Below are 17,192 nucleotides of genomic sequence, written 5' to 3'. Positions count from 1 at the left end.
GAGCATATGTTAGGAGCAGACGGCTTAAACCTCGCTTTGATGGTAGCTGATTCCGGAATCATTGATACCGCGATGAATGATCTCATCGCTCGTTCTCAAGTCATGATGGCTGCAGAGAACAAAGGTGTGAAAACATCAGTGAAAAACCACTTAGTTAAATGGCGCGGTAAAGTTAAAAAACGCGTTACTAAGGTGTGTGAAACTGATCGATTCCAAGAGGAAATCGCCCTTTACCAAGAAGTGATTTACTGGGATGAACCTCAGTTCTTTGATGAGATTGACAGCGTTATCAAAAAGCTGGAGTGGCACTCAGCGTTTTATCTACAAGCTCGACGCCTTATGGAGAACAACAAGGGTGTTTATAACGCGATGTTTCCACACTACTTTTGCGACCAATGGTACCAATCACTTTCTGATGCGATTAAACAAGCTCAAGTAACTGAACTTGAAACAAGCAAAGAAAAAGTCTTAGCCGATCTTTATCAGCGCATGGAAACCATGAAAAACATGGATAAAGTGACTGAGTCGGGTGATGAAGGCAGTGTAGGGCGCTTGTGGGACATGGCTTCTGCCAAATTAAGCAAAACAGACCTTACCATCATGAAACGTCATGCTGAGTTCTTGAATAAGCACAAGGGCTTGCAAGAGATCGCTGAAAAGCTAGGCCGTATGGCTGGTGAGGAAGATGATCCTTCGCTACACAAAGCCCCTGTAGAAGAATTGCAGGTGGTTGAAGAGAAAAGCGATGAAGCGGTCGATGATATTGTCGGGATTCATGAAAGTGATGACCTTAACAAGATGCTGCCAAACGAAACCATGTTCTTAGCTTATCCTGAACTTGAGGTTATCTTTTACAAGCACTTGGCCGACAAGCGTTTACTGAGCTATCGCTCGCAAGGTAAATCACGCACGTTACGCAAAGTGAAGGCGCAAAAACCAGATAGCAAGAACATCGATATTGAAAAGGGCCCGTTTATCGTCTGTGTGGACGCTTCGGGTTCTATGAGTGGTTTCCCTGAGCAGTCTGCTAAAGCAATGGCTTATGCCTTAATGCAAATTGCTCTTGCAGAAGAGAGAGACTGTTATGTGATTCTTTTTTCTTCTGAGCAGATTACCTATGAGTTAACAAGGCAAGATGGCCTACGTGAAGCGAGCGACTTCTTAAGTTACTCATTCCACGGCGGTACGGATTTGGAACCTGTTCTCATGAAGTCGATTGACCTAATGACTGGTGATAAATACAAGAATGCCGATTTAATCGTACTTTCTGACTTTATTGCGCCGAAACAATCAGACGAAATGATTGCTCAGGTTGAAAAGTTGAAAGAACACAAAAACCGTTTCCATGCGGTTAGTCTTTCTAAGTATGGCAACCCTCAACTTATGACTATGTTTGACCACTGCTGGGCGTATCATCCGAGTCTTGTCGGTCGTTTCATGAAGAAGTGGTAGCGCTAGAACATCTTGTTTAACTCGATTTTGCTGTGTGTTTTTTGATTAAAGAGATCGAACATGCAGCAATTTGATTTAAATGTCAGCAAACGGAATTTAAATTAACTTTTTTGTTTGACTATCTCCCCTCAATCCGTAAAGTAGGCACCCGAACACAGCGGTGCGGCTTACTTAAGTCCCTAAAGTGTTGAATTAAAAAAGGCGCCTTGGCAGAGTGGCTATGCAGCGGATTGCAAATCCGTGGACCTCGGTTCGACTCCGGGAGGCGCCTCCATTCTTTTTCTTAGCTTGATAAGTTAAGAGATATTAAGAATGAAAATGCGATACTAGCTCAGTTGGTAGAGCGCAACCTTGCCAAGGTTGAGGTCATCGGTTCGAACCCGATGTATCGCTCCAAATTTTGTAGTGTTGATTCATTTTGACATTAAGATGGTGTTTTACTTTTCAGTAATCGGCATCGCAATAAAGAATTGCGTGCCCTGGTGGTGGAATTGGTAGACACAAGGGATTTAAAATCCCTCGACGTTCGCGTTGTGCCGGTTCAAGTCCGGCCCGGGGCACCATCTATTTGATTATTACCTCGCTTGGTATTGATCAAAAGAGTTGTTCTCTTAAAACACTATTGAAGGCGCCTTGGCAGAGTGGCTATGCAGCGGATTGCAAATCCGTGGACCTCGGTTCGACTCCGGGAGGCGCCTCCATAATTCAGAAAAAACCAGTCCTAGTGACTGGTTTTTTCGTTTCTGGCCCCGCTAAAAGCTTCCTACGTACCCATTTCAATGCTTATCAAAGAAATCTTTGTTACGGATATACTTGCTCATCAAGTGGTAAGAGAAAGGTCTTATCAGCCAACTAAAGATAGAGCGACCAAGGCGGATTAATGTAGGAGTGTTCTCATAGATTCGTCCGTTATAAAGCCAAAGCACTTTACCTACATGCCAATAGAGCAAAGGAACCGGTGGCATGAAGGTCACGATGTCGATGTCACAGCAAATTCGGTAGGTCTTCTTACTCATGCGATAGTGCTTTCGAAAGCTCCAATCACCAATGGCGGGTTGGCCAAAAGTCACTATTCGTTTAATACAGCCTGGGTACTTTTGATCAAAGTAATCAGCGAAGACACAACCGATAGCGCCTCCGGAAGAGTGGCCAGTAATAGACACTCTTTTTCCTTGTTCGATGAGAGGTGTGAGCGTGGCTTCCAAGCGCTCAATAACGGTTAAGCCAAGCTTATCTTCATTACGACTTGGCTGGCTCTCTTGAAACATTAGATGGTAGAAACCCGCATGCACACGATAATTGAGCCCAATTCTCTTACAGCTTCTGGTCCATAGAGCAAAGGTTAGTAGCCAATCTGAGATACTGTGCGATCCTTTGATTACCACAACCACTTCATCTTTGTCGCTACTCCACAACACTCTAATCATGGTTTTACCAAACTGGTTCTTGATGATGCGTTGTCCATTAGGGTCAAAACCATAGCGAGTCTGCTTAAAAACTCTAGGGTAGGCGAGGTTACAAAGAACGGCATAGCGCTCATATTGATATCGTTTTAGTGGTTTCACATGTTTACTTCTTAATAAGAGTTACTTCAAACTCTAATCGTTGAATGTGAAAAGCACATGAAAACGCCATTTGCTTGGTTTAAAACAATAAAATCACCGCATTCAATTGGTATTTGAATCAATGGTTGTCAGTGATTTGTCCGTTTAAATTAGAAATCCAAGTATAAGAACCGTACAAGCTGCACTAAATTTATTCTTTTGAGTTCGATAATTAATCACTTGAATTAAAAGATAAAATTTATTGTTGACGAATTTTTTCCTTCCGTTAAAGTACACCTCGTTCTCACGGCTTAGGTCGCTGAGAGATGGTGTTTTTACTTTTCAGTAATCGGCCTCGCAAGATTGCGTTGCCCTGGTGGTGGAATTGGTAGACACAAGGGATTTAAAATCCCTCGGCGTTCGCGCTGTGCCGGTTCAAGTCCGGCCCGGGGCACCATCTATCTAGCTTCTACATTTTGAGTAGAGTGATGAACAAAGAGTTGTTCTCTTAAATCACTATTAAAGGCGCCTTGGCAGAGTGGCTATGCAGCGGATTGCAAATCCGTGGACCTCGGTTCGACTCCGGGAGGCGCCTCCATTCTTTCTCTTAGTTTGATAAGTTAAGAGATAATAAGAATGAAAATGCGATACTAGCTCAGTTGGTAGAGCGCAACCTTGCCAAGGTTGAGGTCATCGGTTCGAACCCGATGTATCGCTCCAAATTTTGTAGTGTTGATTCATTTCGACATTAAGATGGTGTTTTACTTTTCAGTAATCGGCATCGCAATAAAGAATTGCGTGCCCTGGTGGTGGAATTGGTAGACACAAGGGATTTAAAATCCCTCGACGTTCGCGTTGTGCCGGTTCAAGTCCGGCCCGGGGCACCATCTATTTGATTATTACCTCGCTTGGTATTAATCAAAAGAGTTGTTCTCTTAAAACACTATTGAAGGCGCCTTGGCAGAGTGGCTATGCAGCGGATTGCAAATCCGTGGACCTCGGTTCGACTCCGGGAGGCGCCTCCACTATTCAAAGTTGAAAGGCCAGCAGAAATGCTGGCCTTTTTGCTATCTGAAATTCTAAACCCTCATGCTATGTTCAAACTTCCACGTATGCTCTCTAATCAGTAGCACCACTAGGAACAAGCTATATCAGATCACTTTTGTGCCGGTCTTTTCCTTATGTAAACCTATCATTTGCTAAACAACCAACAGCATCTGTTAACCAATTGCGCCGTTTGTGAGTGGAATGAGTGGGGAATGGAAAAGGGCGACTGTCTTTTGCGTCATTAAATTCTTCATATTTATACATAGTTGCTCATGATCCTGTAACGCTTTCATGAGTTATTACACTTATTATGACCACAAGTGAAAATGATTGTCATTTACTTGTGTTGCTGCTAACCTATTGTGAAACTTTACAACATCTTATTTACTGCACGAAAGTGTATATAAAACCCCGCTAAACTTTATTAAACCTACGGTTATTCGTTTACTTCGTATGATAAATCAGCAGATCTACCTCTTTTGTCCTACCCCTTTAGGGTAGTTCGATTTCGTAATTGATTTACATCATATTTTCATTTTCTTTCATAATTCATTATTCGCTCAGTTAAGAAATATATAACCTTCAGGAATTCTTATGAGCAAGATGAAGCTAGTCGTAATCGGTAACGGGATGGTCGGCCATCGCTATATCGAAGATTTAGTCGAGAAGACAGACGTTGCTAACATGGACATCACAGTCTTCTGTGAAGAGCCTCGCGTAGCCTATGATCGTGTACACCTTTCTTCTTACTTTTCACACCATACTGCGGACGAACTTTCTTTAGTTAAAGAAGGCTTCTACGAGAAACACGGCATCAACATGCTGATCGGTGAGCGTGCTATTAACGTTAACCGTGAAAAGAAAACAGTTTACTCAAGTACTGGTCGTGAAATTCAATACGACAAGCTAATCCTTGCTACAGGTTCATACCCATTCGTTCCGCCAATCAAAGGTAACGAAGGTAAAGACTGTTTCGTTTACCGCACAATCGAAGACTTGAAAGCTATCGAAGCAACCGCTAAGAATTCTAAATCTGGTGTGGTTGTTGGTGGTGGTTTGCTTGGTCTTGAAGCTGCAGGCGCACTAAAAGCTCTTGGTGTAACCACGCACGTTGTTGAGTTTGCTCCAAAGCTAATGGCTGAGCAGCTTGACCAAGCGGGTGGTAACCAACTTCGTCAAAAAATCGAACGTATGGGCGTTAACGTACATACAAGTAAGAACACGCTTGAGATTGCTCCTGAAGGCACTGAAGCTCGTAACGTAATGCGCTTTGCAGACGGTACAGAGCTAGAAACTGATTTCATCGTATTCTCTGCTGGTATTCGCCCACAAGACAAACTTGCTCGTCAAATGGGGCTGGGTATTGCACCACGTGGCGGTATCGAGATTAATGATCACTGTCAAACGACAGACAAAGACATCTACGCAATCGGTGAGTGTGCGTCTTGGAACCAAACGTTCTACGGCCTAGTGGCTCCTGGTTACAAAATGGCAACGGTAGCGGTTGACCACGTTGTTGGTAACGAAAGCACATTTGAAGGTGCTGACATGTCTGCGAAGCTTAAGCTTTTGGGCGTGAAAGTAGGCTCTATCGGCGATGCGAACGGTCGTACTCCTGGCTGTAAGAGCTACGTTTACCAAAACGAAGAACAAGAAGTTTACAAGCGTCTAATCGTTTCTGAAGACAACAAGAAGCTGCTTGGTGCAGTAATGGTTGGCGACACGTCTGACTACGGTGATCTTCTACAGCTTATGCTGAACGAAATCGACCTACCAGAACACCCAGATGCATTGATTCTTCCTGCTCATGCTGGTGCTGAAAAGCCAACACTTGGCGCGGATTCTCTTCCTGAGTCTGCTGTTATCTGTTCTTGTTTCGATGTGACTAAAGGCAAGATCGCTCAAGCGGTTGCTGAAGGTCACCACACAATCGGTGATATCAAAGCAGTAACAGGCGCAGGTACTGGTTGTGGTGGTTGTATTCCACTAGTGACTTCAGTACTAAACGCTGAACTTGCTAAAGCTGGTGTTGAAGTGAAGAACGACGTGTGTGAGCACTTTGCATACTCTCGCCAAGAGCTTTTCCACCTAATTCGCATCGAAGAAATCAAAACGTTCGATGAGCTATTAGAGAAATACGGTAAAGGCTACGGCTGTGAAGTATGTAAGCCTCTAGCAGGTTCTATCCTTGCTTCTTGCTGGGGTGAACACATCCTTAAGCCTGAATTAGTGAAGCTGCACGATACCAACGACAACTTCCTAGGTAACATGCAAAAAGACGGTACTTACTCTGTAATCCCTCGTATGGCGGGTGGTGAAGTAACACCTCAAGCACTAAGCGTACTTGCTGATGTTGCTGCAGAATACAACCTGTACACCAAGATCACTGGTGCACAACGTATCGGCCTGTTCGGTGCTCAGAAAGATGACTTACCAGCTATCTGGAAGAAGTTAATCGCTGCGGGTTACGAAACGGGTCAAGCTTACGCAAAAGCACTTCGTATGGCTAAGACATGTGTAGGTTCGACTTGGTGTCGCTACGGCGTTCAAGATTCAGTTGGCCTAGGCGTGATGATCGAGAACCGATACAAAGGCATCCGTACTCCTCATAAGATGAAGTTCGGTGTGTCGGGCTGTACTCGTGAGTGTGCTGAAGCTCAAGGTAAAGATTTAGGTATTATCGCAACAGACGCTGGTTGGAACATGTATGTGTGTGGTAACGGTGGTATGAAGCCTCGCCACGCAGACTTACTGGCAAGCGACCTAGACCAAGAAACGCTGATCAAATACATCGATCGTTTCATGATGTTCTACATCCGCACGGCTGCGCCACTACAACGTACTTCGGTATGGATGGACAACCTAGAAGGTGGTGTTGATTACCTACGTGAAGTGATTGTAGACAACAAGCTTGGTATCAATGACCAACTTGAAACTGACATTGCTGGCCTAGTAGATAACTTTGCTTGTGAGTGGACAGACACTATCAACGATGAAGCTCAACTTAAACGCTTTGCACACTTCATCAATGCTGATGACCGTGATGAAAACGTTGTGTTTGTTGATGATGGCCGTGAACAACACCGTCCTGCGACATTCACTGAGAAACACCCTGAAGCCATTACTTCAAAGCATCAGGGCGACATCATTCACGTAGAATCTGTTTAAGGGGAGACGACATCATGGCATTTACCAAAGTTTGTAAGATCGAAGACATTATCCCAGGTACAGGTGTTTGTGCGTTGGTTGGTGGTGAGCAAGTAGCTGTATTCCGCCCAACTGAGGCTGAAGAAGTATTCGCGATTAGCAACACAGACCCATACTTCCAATCTAACGTGCTATCACGTGGTTTGATTGTTGAGCACAAAGAAGAGCTTTGGGTAGCAAGCCCACTTAAGAAGCAACGCTTTAACCTAGCAACAGGTGTGTGCATGGAAGACGAGAACTTCAACGTGAAAGCGTACAAAGCTCGTGTTGCCAAAGGCGCTGTAGAAATCTCTGCTTAATCTTCGGATGAGTAAGATTTGATAGTTCAAGGGTTCTAGTTCTCGATATTGCCTTAACTCGGCAACTAGAGCCTTTTCCTATCCAATTTTAACTTTTAATTTAAACTTTTTAAGGACAACCTTATGTCTCCTGATTACAAACCAGCTGAATTCGTTCAAACGATGATTGATGTGGGTGAAGCGAAAACGAAAACAAGTACTCGCGATCTTCTGATTCGAAGCACTATGGCTGGTATCATCCTTTCTCTAGCGGTTGTTGTTGCTATTACAGCAATGGTTCAAACCGGTATTGGCCTTGTTGGCGCACTTGTGTTCCCAGTTGGCTTCGTCATTCTAAGTGTAATGGGTTATGACCTAGTAACTGGCGTATTCGGCCTTGCACCTTTAGCGAAATTCGACAACCGCCCAGGTATTACTTGGGGTCGTATCCTACGTTGTTGGGGTATTGTTGGTCTTGGTAACCTTATCGGTTCTTTGATTGTTGCTTTCCTTGTTGCAGTATCACTAACGGGTAACTTCTCTTTAGAACCAAACGCTGTTGCTCAAAAGTTCATTGCTGTTTCTACAGGTCGTAGCCTAGGTTTTGAAAACATGGGTATGGACGGATGGATCACGTGTTTCGTACGCGGTATCTTCTGTAACCTTATGGTATGTCTAGGTGTGATTGGCAACATGACTGCACGCACAGTATCTGGCCGTGTAGCAATGATGTGGTTCCCAATCTTCATCTTCTTCGCACTCGTATTTGAGCACACAGTGGTAAACATGTTCCTATTCCCACTAGGTATGATTCTTGGCGCTGATTTTGGTATCGCGACATGGTTGAACTTCAACCTTATCCCAACAATCCTAGGTAACATCGTTGGTGGTCTATTAATGACGTGTGTTCCTCTATACCTAACTCATGCTAAAACAGCTCCTTCTCTAGGCGCTAAGTAATTAGATAGTTCTAGGTTAATGAGCAACTAATAATGTGTGTTAAGCCCCAAGCTGTTGATTTGGGGCTTTTTTGATCTTAACACTCTCTACTTTGATAACCGTGCACCTAAGGCGAGCAATGTGTGCTTGATGATGGTGCAAATGTCAGGGTTTTCCAACGTAATAGATTGTTTTGTTATATAAACTTCTATCTTGATTAGAATTAATCGTAAAGTTTTATGGCAACAACTGATAGTCTAAGAAGTAGGGATATTGGTGATTCATACAACGATGAATCGTCATACAGAATTAAGCTTGAAATATAACAAGCTAACTTTCGGAGCAAAGCATGTCAGAAGTATCGCCATCGAATGTTAAAACAGGAAACACAGGATTTGTTTCATTAGTAGGTGCAGGTCCGGGCGACCCAGACTTACTTACGTTAAAAGCGGCACGAGTGATTCAACAAGCAGACGTGTTGGTTTATGACCGTTTGGTATCAAAAGATATTTTGGCGATGGCTAATCCAGAAGCGGAAATGTTGTATGTGGGCAAAAAGCTCGATCATCACTGCGTACCGCAAGATCAGATCAACCAACTATTAGTGACCAAAGCTCAAGAGAACAAACACGTAGTGCGTCTAAAAGGTGGTGACTCGTTTATCTTTGGTCGTGGTGGTGAAGAGTGTGAAACGTTAGCTGAGAATGACGTGAGATTTGAAGTGATTCCGGGCATCACAGCTGCTGCCGGAGCAACGGCTTATGCGGGCATTCCGTTGACGCACCGTGATCATGCACAAAGCGTGCAGTTTATTACAGGTCACTTGAAGAAAGATGGTGAAGATATTGACTGGCAATCTCTTGCTCAGCACAACCATACCATCGTGTTTTACATGGGCTTGAAAGAGAGTCCGAACATTCAGAAGAATCTACTCGATAATGGTATGCGAGCTGACATGCCAGTTGCGATCATCGAAAACGGTACACGCCAAGAACAAAAGGTGTTTAGAGGTGGGTTACGTGATTTAGCTGACCTTGCGAGCGTCGCAAAGAGCCCAGCGCTGATTGTTGTAGGCAGCGTGGCTCAGCTCCATGAAAAACTTGCTTGGTTTAACAAACAAGCTTGATCGTTTGACCTTCTAATTGGATCTCTAAGCCACTACTGAGTCCATCAAGAATCAAATACTGCAGCGGCTGCCTTGTCGCTGCATTTCTTGTTGGCGCATCGGCATTTCGTCAATGATATTGGTGATCTGTTTCCAATCTGTTTTGCCACTCCATCGGTGCTTCTCTTTCCCGTCTTTACCAATCAAAACAGCGGTATGTGATCCTTTCGGGATCTCGTAAATACTGGTGACTGCTTCTAAGTTAAACTCTTCTTCTAACCAAGTTGGGACTGTGTAACCACTCTCAGCAATAACCATAATGACGACATCTCGTTCGTCCAATTGACAGTTATTGAGCAACACTTCATTCAGAAACTCTTTAACGATTGAATCTTCCTTTGGAGCGAAATAAATCACACTGCGGTGTGGCAAAGGCTTTGAGTGAGAATAAGCGGGGTAGGCGAGTACTGAATTGATGGTTAAGCTCATGATTATTACCGTGCTGATGGTCAGTAGTTTAAGCAAACTAAACCAGCTACCAGAGTTTGATGGTTGATTTAAAGTTTGCATCGCTTTGGTTGTGTCGATGCTTACGATCGAATTGTGTGTTTGTCGGTGCAGCATTGCCAACCTCCCTTTAAAAACTCTAAGCCTGAGTACGATTTGAACGCTACGTAAAGAAGAAGGTGAAGATCAGAACCACCTAAGAAACGCTCAAAACAAATCCACTTACAATAAGCATAGTTAGGATTACGTAAAGACACTTAGCTTTACGTTAACGATAGCTGGCAGGTTCATTTTTATTGAGTAAAGCGACTCGCATTTTACAATTGAATAGAATAGGGTATACGGAAAATCTAAAGGTATGAATTTATGGAAAACATAGCAATTTTGGTCGACGTTCAGAACGTTTACTACACGACGCGCGACAAATACCGTTCTAACTTCGACTATAACCAGTTTTGGTATGTTGCCACGGAAGGGCGTAACGTTATTGCAGCTAATGCTTACGCAATCTCAAGCCAAGATCCAAAGCAGCGTCAATTTCATCATATCCTTCGTGGTGTGGGCTTTAATGTGAAGTTAAAGCCGTTTATTCAGCGTCGAGATGGCAGTGCAAAAGGCGATTGGGATGTGGGTATTGCGTTAGACGCGATAGAACTTGCTGAGACGGTTGATACGATTGTTTTGGTATCAGGAGACGGTGATTTCGAAATCCTTGTAGAGCGAATCAAAGAGCGCTTTGGCAAGCCTGTTGAAGTGTATGGTGTTCCCGGGTTAACTGCTCAAAATCTTATCGATTCTGCATCAAAATTTGTACCGATTGAAAAAGATTTTCTTCTATAGAGGAAATCGGGCACTTTATAATTGAAATCAATAATAACGATAATTAGAATGCAAACAGTTCTTATTTATCGGTATGTGTAATGTCTCGCGTTTTAGTTGTTGATGATGATATTCAATTGTGTGAATTACTGGGTGAAGTGTTAGAAAATGAGGGGTATCACGTTGATACTGTTCATTGCGGTGAATCCGCGCTTGAGTTTATTCAATCTCACCCTGTCGATTTGGTTCTACTCGATGTAATGCTTCCGAACCTAAGCGGTATTCAAGTGGCAAGACGCATTTGTCAGCGTTTTGCTACTCCCATTCTTATGTTGACCGCGCTTAATGACGACGCTTCAATGCTTGATGGCTACCAAGCGGGCGCCGACCAGTACATCGCCAAACCTTTCAATGTTCCTGAGCTCCTGACTCGTATAAAGGTGATTTTACGCCGAGTGGGCTTTGAGCGTCAGAGACAATCTTTAGCTTCCTCTAATCACGGCTTGTGTGAACAACTCTCTCGTTTGCCATTAACTGGCACTGAAAAAGACTTGCTTGATTATTTGGTCAAAAATGACGGTATTGTCGTCTCAAAATCTGATCTGCAAATCCATGTACTCAAGAAAGAATTGTGTCCCTTCGATCGTAATTTAGATATGCATATCAGCAATATACGTAGAAAGCTCGTTCAGGCAGGTTTGTCTAAACAACATATAAAAACCGTTCGTGGTAAAGGTTACAGTTACCTAGAGTCGGTCGGAGCATGAGTAAAAAACTGCTGCGTTGCCCTGATTTTATTGCTAAGCGTAAAGACGGACTCACTTTCCAACTGTTCAGTTACCTGACCGTCATTTTGGTGAGTATTTTGATCCTGCAAGGTGTCGCTGAAAGAGCCTTGATGAAAGCGCTGCTTAAAGTCCCAGAATCGGTAAAAGCGGAAATGCTCGACCTTGCTTACCAAGCGAATGTGTTGATCGAAGAAGGGGACATGGATGAACTCGCGGACTGGGGTAATGCTCAGCAGTATTATCTGTTCGTCATTGATAAAGACAATCGTCCGATCACACATCGTCACATGCACCCACATTTTGAATTTAAGCTCAAATACTTAAGAACGTTAGATCACCAACTTAGTGATCGTGTGAGTAAGCCGATCTTCGGCCTACCACTGGATAACGGTAAAACACTGGTTATCCAACTACCGCACCAGTTTCATCCCGCAAAATCTTTTGCGCCATATTCCTATATGCTTAAAGCATTGATTGCATTGGTCGTATTGTCTCTGTTCTCGATTATCATGGCCAAAAGCCTTCAGCAACCGTTGGATAGATTGAGAGAAGCGAGCCGCAGACTGGCTCAAGGTGACTTCACGGTCAGTGTGGTGTCGGAGTTGAACTCCACCACGCGTGAATTCAACGAGCTTGCACACGATTTTGATTATATGACCTTTGAGATTAAATCTCTGGCTGAAAAGCAACGTTGTTTGATTCGTGATGTCTCACACGAGTTAAGAACACCATTAGCAAGGCAAAACCTCGCACTACACCTGCTGCGCAGCAAGGTTGATGATAAAAGCATTGGTTTGCTAGAACGAATGGAAAATGAAACAGAAGAGATGAATAAGCTGGTGGGTGAGATACTTGAATTTAGCCGCTTAGAAACCTCTCGCTATGACTCCAAGTTAAGTTTAATGCACCTTGAGCACTATTGTTCAATGTTGATCGCGCAGATGCAAAACGATTTAAAACCGAATCAAACTTTGATTGGTTTCCTAGGGACGCCGATATCAATGGTGAACGTTGATGAGAGGCTACTGCTTCGAGTCATTGGTAACTTGGTCGGGAATGCCATTAAATACGCGGGTGAGAACGCTCATGTGGTCGTGACGACATACGAACAGGTAATGGATAGACGTTACAGTGTAATATCTGTAGAAGATGACGGTGATGGTATTCCTGATAACAAGATTGCAGGTATATTCGACCCGTTTACTCGTATTGAATCAGCAAGAGACAAACGGTCTGGTGGCTACGGTCTGGGCCTTGCGATTGTTAAAGAAGCGATGGGTGTGATGAATGGACATGTAACTGCTGAGAATAGAGAAGGTGGGGGGCTGAGAGTGAACTTGATGTTCCCAATCGGTGATTAGCTTTCCCTATTGATAATTACCTTAAATTGATAACTGTCCCAACTCAGTAGTACTGACTTAAGCGATACCCAATAAAAACGCCACTGCATCTGCAGTGGCGTTTTTCTTTATGCGCTTTGGTATGGGCTAGGCGTAGCCATTAATTACGCCTGAGCTTGAAGACAAGAGCATAAGATAAGCGAGACTATGCCTGTTGGCGAGCTAGCTTAACTTCTTCTTCTTTCTCACCTGCTGCTGGGTCGTTGAAGCGAGACTCGTCTAGAGCGCCTTCAGACTTAGCAACGATGATAGATACGGCACTATCACCTGTGATGTTTACAGCGGTACGAATCATATCAAGAAGGCGGTCAACACCCATGATTAGAGCAATACCTTCAAGCGGCAGGCCAACTTGGTTCAATACCATCGCTAGCATAACAAGACCAACACCAGGGACACCTGCAGTACCAACAGACGCCAGTGTCGCCGTTAGGATAACCATTAGGTAATCACCCATTGAAAGGTCGATGTTGTACGCTTGCGCGATAAACGCCGTCGCAACACCTTGCATGATTGCAGTGCCGTCCATGTTCACAGTTGCACCTAGTGGTACTGTGAAAGAAGCGACTTTGTTGTCTACGCCCATACGGTTCTTAGCCGTTTCCATAGTTACTGGAATTGTTGCGTTCGAAGATGCTGTTGAGAATGCAAACATGATTGCATCTTCCATCTTACGTAGGAACGTAATCGGACTAAGACCTGTGAATCCTTTAAGCATCGCACTGTAAGTCACCAAGCCATGCAACAGCAGGGTACCAGCAAGCACTAAGAAGTATTCTGCTAGGTTCCAAATTGCACCTAAGCCAAGGCCAGAGAACAGTTTCGCCATCAAGAAGAATACGCCGTAAGGAGCAAGGTTCATTAGTAGCGCAACTAGCTTCATGATCACTTCGTTTAGATCAGAGAAAACTGCAGCGATACGTTCACCGGGTTTGCCCGCTGCACTGATTGCGATACCAAACAACACTGCAAATACGATAACTTGTAACGTTTTGCCCTCAGCCATCGCCTGAATAGGGTTGGTTGGGAACATGTCGATGATTACTTGGCCCAGAGAAGGGGCATCCGCTGATTTGAAAGAGCTCGCAGCAGTAAGATCCGCACCAGCTCCAGGTTGGAACAGGTTACCGATAGTTAATGCTAGAGTGATGGCAACGGCAGTAGTACCGATATAAAGTGCAAGCGTTTTGCCACCCATACGGCCAAGAGTTGATAAGTCTTTAAGAGAACTTGTACCGCACACTAGTGAAACGAAGACTAGAGGCACAACAAGCATTTTTAAACTGGCGACAAAGATTTGTCCGCCCACTTCAAAGAGTCCGTTAACGATGTAGTTGTTAACAAATCCGTTGTCTGCAAAAAGGGATTGAATGGCGAATCCCGTTAATATACCTACGACCATACCGAGGATTACTCGACCAGTCAGAGACATAGGTTTCTTGGTATTCATTTAGAACACTCCTTATTATTTATAACTTTGATACCTTTTCAAAGTGAGCAGGAGATTAGCAGTCGGATAATCAATTCGAAAAACAAAAAATGAGTTTGGAATTATAGATGTGATCAAAATCACTGATAATTGTGTAAATTAAACAAATAAAAACAAAATAATTCACTATTAATTTACATCTATCGAGGGTTTTATACATAAATTTGTCGTTTCAAAGGTAGTAAATAAGAAGAGATGATTTTCTTATCAATCTTCACGTCTTCAATTGACTGAACAAATACCGTTGTTTCAAAAAATTCGGTGAAGATAACCAGTCGATTTACGTCCATGAGCCTTAACTATTTGTATTGAATGGTTTTGTTGAACTCCTCAAATATGACTCACCGACAGGCCTTTACAAAACTTTACGAATGCAAAGAATGTAAATTTAATGCAAATGGTAATAGTTATCACTTATATTTACTCCCGAAATAATTCAGTGGTACCGGCAACGGTTCAGCGAACACATCGAATAAATAACAAAGTGTTCGTCTAAAAGAATAAAAGCGGAGTAAAGGACATGTTTTCAAAGAGCCCATTGGCTTTAGTAATCGGCGCAGTATTAGCTTCACCAGCAGTATTGGCAGAAACAGCAAAAACAGACGAGCACATGGTTGTTGAAGGTCGTGACTACGGTTACAAAGCCGACACGAATACAACAGCAATGCGCATGGAGGCGACTCAATTAGAGACTCCGGGACAAGTTTCAGTAATCGATGAGCAAATCATCGATGAACAGCGTGCAACAACGCTTGGTGACGTGCTTAAGAATGACGCGAGTGTAAGTGCTGGCGGTACAAGTCGTAACCGTGAACGTTTCTCTCTACGTGGTTTCTCGGTAGAAAGCTCTTCGGGCTTCCTTAAAAATGGCCAGCAACATTGGTCTCACTACCGTCAACCAATTGAACTGCTAGAGCGTGTTGAAGTACTTAAAGGGCCTTCTGGTCTTCTTTACGGTATTTCTGCACCAGGTGGTTTGATCAACATGGTAAGCAAAAAACCAACTTACGATACGCAAGTAAGTGTTAGCCAAGATATTGGTTCTAATGACCATTCTCGTACAACGGTAGACGTAAGTGGCGCTTTGAACGACGCTGAAACTCTACGTGGTCGCGCGATTCTATCTAAAGAAAGCTACGGCTCTTGGAGAACTTATGGTGACGGAACTGAACCACAAACAGAACGTTTTGTTGGTGGTGTATTCGTTGATTACGATGTAACTGAAGACGTGACAGTTTCTGTTCATTACGACAAAACTAACGACGAAGGTAGCGTAGATTCTGGCGCTTTATACACGCTAGACGGCAACCGAGTAGGTAGCGACAAGCACATCTGGGATGCACAGTGGTCACAGATCGAGAATGATGTTGAGAACGTTGGTTTTGATATTGCTGCTAACCTGACTGATACATGGTCATTAAAAACAGGTTTCAACTACCAAGATTTCGAACGTATTGATATGGAAAGCTACCCAAGCTTTTCAAATATGAATCCTGATGGTACGGGCACCGTGACTCAAGGCGGTAACTACCGTCATGATAAATGGCGTTTCAGAACGGCTTACGTTGATCTAACAACAACCGCTGATCTTGCGGGCACAGAGCACCAACTATTATTCGGTGCTAACTGGTTAGGCTACAGCTATTACCGTGGTATGGATCGCTTCAGCAGCGCTGAATACGCACCAGATGCAACAGTACCAGCGCCGTCAGTGGGTCCAACATCGCTAGGTAAGATGAGTACTTACGATACTTGGGGCTTCTACATCCAAGATTTGATTACTATTAATGATGAATGGCAAGTTCTTGCGGGTGCTCGTTTCGACCGTAAAGTAAGTGATGGCGTAGCAGAAGAAAATGTAGCGCCTAAGCTTGGCCTGATTTACCACCCAGCATCAAACGGTAGTATCTACGCTTCTTACTCTGAAAGTTTCGAACCACAAGGTGTTGTGTCTAGCGGAAGCCGCAACTACACCAACGATGGCGAACTTCTTGACGCAGCAACGGGCGTGTCTTACGAAGTCGGTACTAAGTGGGAACTGATGGACGAACGTCTATTCGTTTCTGGTGCGGTATTCGATATTACCCAAGAAAACATTTCAATGGATGTAGAAGACACTTCATCAGGCGATTGGACGAAGACACAAGGTGGCGAACAAGTTCACCGTGGTGCTGAGCTAGCCGCACAAGGCTTTATTTCAGAGCGCTTCTCAATGTCTGGTTCTGCAATGTACTTAGATGCTGAAATCACGAACCATGAAACATATGAAGGTAACCGTCCAGTTGACGTACCTGAGTTTGCAGCAAGCGTTTGGTCTACTTACGCAGCAACAAACGAAGTTGATGTGAACCTAGGTCTTATCTACGAAGGTTCTCGTTACGGTGACAGTGCGAACACTTTCAAGAAAGATGGCTATGCACGTGTCGATATGGGTGCAGCATACACGCTTAAGTACGACGATTCTTTAGACTTCGTTGCTCGTCTAACAGTAGAGAACGTATTTGACAAAGAATACCTAGCGGGTGGTGGTTCAACTTCTTCAAAACACCAATTTGCAGAAGACGTAGTAATCGGCGAGGGCCGCAACTACATGGCGACTTTACAGGTAAAATACTAA

The 17,192-nt window shown here is 43.8% G+C and carries 12 protein-coding genes and 9 tRNA genes; 18 read left to right on the top strand and 3 right to left on the bottom strand.

Annotated features, from left to right (window positions below):
* Window positions 1-6 precede the first annotated feature (6 nt).
* From viaA to AB4384_RS08110, 5 genes are all read left to right on the top strand, one after another.
* Window positions 7-1,452, top strand: a complete 1,446-nt coding sequence (gene viaA / locus AB4384_RS08130) for an ATPase RavA stimulator ViaA (RefSeq protein ID WP_017064542.1) — start codon at window positions 7-9, stop codon at window positions 1,450-1,452.
* 200 nt (window positions 1,453-1,652) lie between these two features.
* Window positions 1,653-1,726 (top strand) — tRNA-Cys (locus AB4384_RS08125).
* Window positions 1,727-1,772: 46 nt separating this feature from the next.
* Window positions 1,773-1,848: transfer RNA gene (locus AB4384_RS08120), tRNA-Gly, on the top strand.
* An 80-nt stretch (window positions 1,849-1,928) separates the two neighbouring features.
* Window positions 1,929-2,015: transfer RNA gene (locus tag AB4384_RS08115), tRNA-Leu, on the top strand.
* A 64-nt stretch (window positions 2,016-2,079) separates the two neighbouring features.
* Window positions 2,080-2,153 (top strand) — tRNA-Cys (locus AB4384_RS08110).
* A 75-nt stretch (window positions 2,154-2,228) separates the two neighbouring features.
* On the opposite strand, the gene AB4384_RS08105 is transcribed toward AB4384_RS08110, so the two are convergent.
* Complete coding sequence (locus tag AB4384_RS08105; RefSeq protein WP_017064543.1) at window positions 2,229-3,017, bottom strand: lipase family protein; 789 nt, start codon at window positions 3,015-3,017, stop codon at window positions 2,229-2,231.
* 349 nt (window positions 3,018-3,366) lie between these two features.
* Between AB4384_RS08105 and AB4384_RS08100 the strand changes: the two genes are divergently transcribed.
* The 9 genes from AB4384_RS08100 (at window position 3,367) to cobA (ending at window position 9,593) form a co-directional block, all read left to right on the top strand.
* Window positions 3,367-3,453: transfer RNA gene (locus tag AB4384_RS08100), tRNA-Leu, on the top strand.
* Between the two features lie 67 nt (window positions 3,454-3,520).
* A tRNA-Cys gene (locus AB4384_RS08095) sits at window positions 3,521-3,594 on the top strand.
* A 46-nt stretch (window positions 3,595-3,640) separates the two neighbouring features.
* Window positions 3,641-3,716 (top strand) — tRNA-Gly (locus AB4384_RS08090).
* Window positions 3,717-3,796: 80 nt separating this feature from the next.
* Window positions 3,797-3,883 (top strand) — tRNA-Leu (locus AB4384_RS08085).
* Between the two features lie 64 nt (window positions 3,884-3,947).
* A tRNA-Cys gene (locus AB4384_RS08080) sits at window positions 3,948-4,021 on the top strand.
* 616 nt (window positions 4,022-4,637) lie between these two features.
* A complete protein-coding gene (gene nirB / locus AB4384_RS08075; protein ID WP_017071488.1) occupies window positions 4,638-7,211 on the top strand; it encodes a nitrite reductase large subunit NirB in 2,574 nt (857 codons plus the stop codon).
* A 14-nt stretch (window positions 7,212-7,225) separates the two neighbouring features.
* Entirely contained in the window at window positions 7,226-7,549 is a 324-nt protein-coding gene (gene nirD / locus AB4384_RS08070) for a nitrite reductase small subunit NirD (protein ID WP_372072930.1), read from the top strand.
* A 123-nt stretch (window positions 7,550-7,672) separates the two neighbouring features.
* Entirely contained in the window at window positions 7,673-8,488 is an 816-nt protein-coding gene (locus AB4384_RS08065; RefSeq protein WP_017062558.1) for a formate/nitrite transporter family protein, read from the top strand.
* 328 nt (window positions 8,489-8,816) lie between these two features.
* Window positions 8,817-9,593 carry a uroporphyrinogen-III C-methyltransferase gene (gene cobA / locus AB4384_RS08060; protein ID WP_017066845.1) on the top strand — a complete coding sequence of 259 codons (777 nt, stop codon included), beginning with the start codon at window positions 8,817-8,819 and terminating at the stop codon, window positions 9,591-9,593.
* A 51-nt stretch (window positions 9,594-9,644) separates the two neighbouring features.
* On the opposite strand, the gene AB4384_RS08055 is transcribed toward cobA, so the two are convergent.
* Window positions 9,645-10,142 carry a DUF4174 domain-containing protein gene (locus AB4384_RS08055; RefSeq protein WP_050546503.1) on the bottom strand — a complete coding sequence of 166 codons (498 nt, stop codon included), beginning with the start codon at window positions 10,140-10,142 and terminating at the stop codon, window positions 9,645-9,647.
* Between the two features lie 303 nt (window positions 10,143-10,445).
* On the opposite strand from AB4384_RS08055, the gene AB4384_RS08050 reads away from it, so the two are divergent.
* The 3 genes from AB4384_RS08050 to AB4384_RS08040 all read left to right on the top strand — a co-directional run bounded on the left by AB4384_RS08050 (window position 10,446) and on the right by AB4384_RS08040 (window position 13,047).
* On the top strand, window positions 10,446-10,919 hold the full coding sequence (locus AB4384_RS08050) for an NYN domain-containing protein (protein WP_010429860.1): 474 nt from the start codon (window positions 10,446-10,448) through the stop codon (window positions 10,917-10,919).
* 80 nt (window positions 10,920-10,999) lie between these two features.
* Entirely contained in the window at window positions 11,000-11,665 is a 666-nt protein-coding gene (locus AB4384_RS08045) for a response regulator transcription factor (RefSeq protein WP_017062555.1), read from the top strand.
* Window positions 11,662-13,047: a histidine kinase sensor domain-containing protein gene (locus tag AB4384_RS08040; protein WP_372129293.1), complete on the top strand. Its 1,386-nt coding sequence runs from the start codon at window positions 11,662-11,664 to the stop codon at window positions 13,045-13,047. Before AB4384_RS08045 ends, AB4384_RS08040 begins: the two co-directional genes overlap by 4 nt.
* A 184-nt stretch (window positions 13,048-13,231) precedes the next feature.
* On the opposite strand, the gene AB4384_RS08035 is transcribed toward AB4384_RS08040, so the two are convergent.
* Window positions 13,232-14,536 (bottom strand): dicarboxylate/amino acid:cation symporter, encoded by a 1,305-nt coding sequence (locus AB4384_RS08035; protein ID WP_017062553.1) that lies wholly within the window; start codon window positions 14,534-14,536, stop codon window positions 13,232-13,234.
* A gap of 559 nt (window positions 14,537-15,095) precedes the next feature.
* On the opposite strand from AB4384_RS08035, the gene AB4384_RS08030 reads away from it, so the two are divergent.
* Window positions 15,096-17,192, top strand: a complete 2,097-nt coding sequence (locus AB4384_RS08030; RefSeq protein ID WP_372129291.1) for a TonB-dependent siderophore receptor — start codon at window positions 15,096-15,098, stop codon at window positions 17,190-17,192.

Source organism: Vibrio sp. 10N.261.51.A4, from assembly GCF_041471945.1.
GTDB classification, from domain to species: Bacteria; Pseudomonadota; Gammaproteobacteria; order Enterobacterales; family Vibrionaceae; genus Vibrio; species Vibrio crassostreae_C.
The sequence above is the reverse complement of the archived record's forward strand: the minus strand, read 5'-3'. Positions and strand labels throughout refer to the sequence as shown.

Bases quoted from the DNA above. Each gene is read 5' to 3' on its own strand.
- viaA (WP_017064542.1), top strand. From the start codon at position 7: ATGTTAGGAGCAGACGGCTTAAACCTCGCTTTGATGGTAGCTGATTCC.
- nirB (WP_017071488.1), top strand. From the start codon at position 4,638: ATGAGCAAGATGAAGCTAGTCGTAATCGGTAACGGGATGGTCGGCCAT.
- nirD (WP_372072930.1), top strand. From the start codon at position 7,226: ATGGCATTTACCAAAGTTTGTAAGATCGAAGACATTATCCCAGGTACA.
- AB4384_RS08065 (WP_017062558.1), top strand. From the start codon at position 7,673: ATGTCTCCTGATTACAAACCAGCTGAATTCGTTCAAACGATGATTGAT.
- cobA (WP_017066845.1), top strand. From the start codon at position 8,817: ATGTCAGAAGTATCGCCATCGAATGTTAAAACAGGAAACACAGGATTT.
- AB4384_RS08055 (WP_050546503.1), bottom strand. From the start codon at position 10,142: ATGCAAACTTTAAATCAACCATCAAACTCTGGTAGCTGGTTTAGTTTG.
- AB4384_RS08050 (WP_010429860.1), top strand. From the start codon at position 10,446: ATGGAAAACATAGCAATTTTGGTCGACGTTCAGAACGTTTACTACACG.
- AB4384_RS08045 (WP_017062555.1), top strand. From the start codon at position 11,000: ATGTCTCGCGTTTTAGTTGTTGATGATGATATTCAATTGTGTGAATTA.
- AB4384_RS08040 (WP_372129293.1), top strand. From the start codon at position 11,662: ATGAGTAAAAAACTGCTGCGTTGCCCTGATTTTATTGCTAAGCGTAAA.
- AB4384_RS08035 (WP_017062553.1), bottom strand. From the start codon at position 14,536: ATGAATACCAAGAAACCTATGTCTCTGACTGGTCGAGTAATCCTCGGT.
- AB4384_RS08030 (WP_372129291.1), top strand. From the start codon at position 15,096: ATGTTTTCAAAGAGCCCATTGGCTTTAGTAATCGGCGCAGTATTAGCT.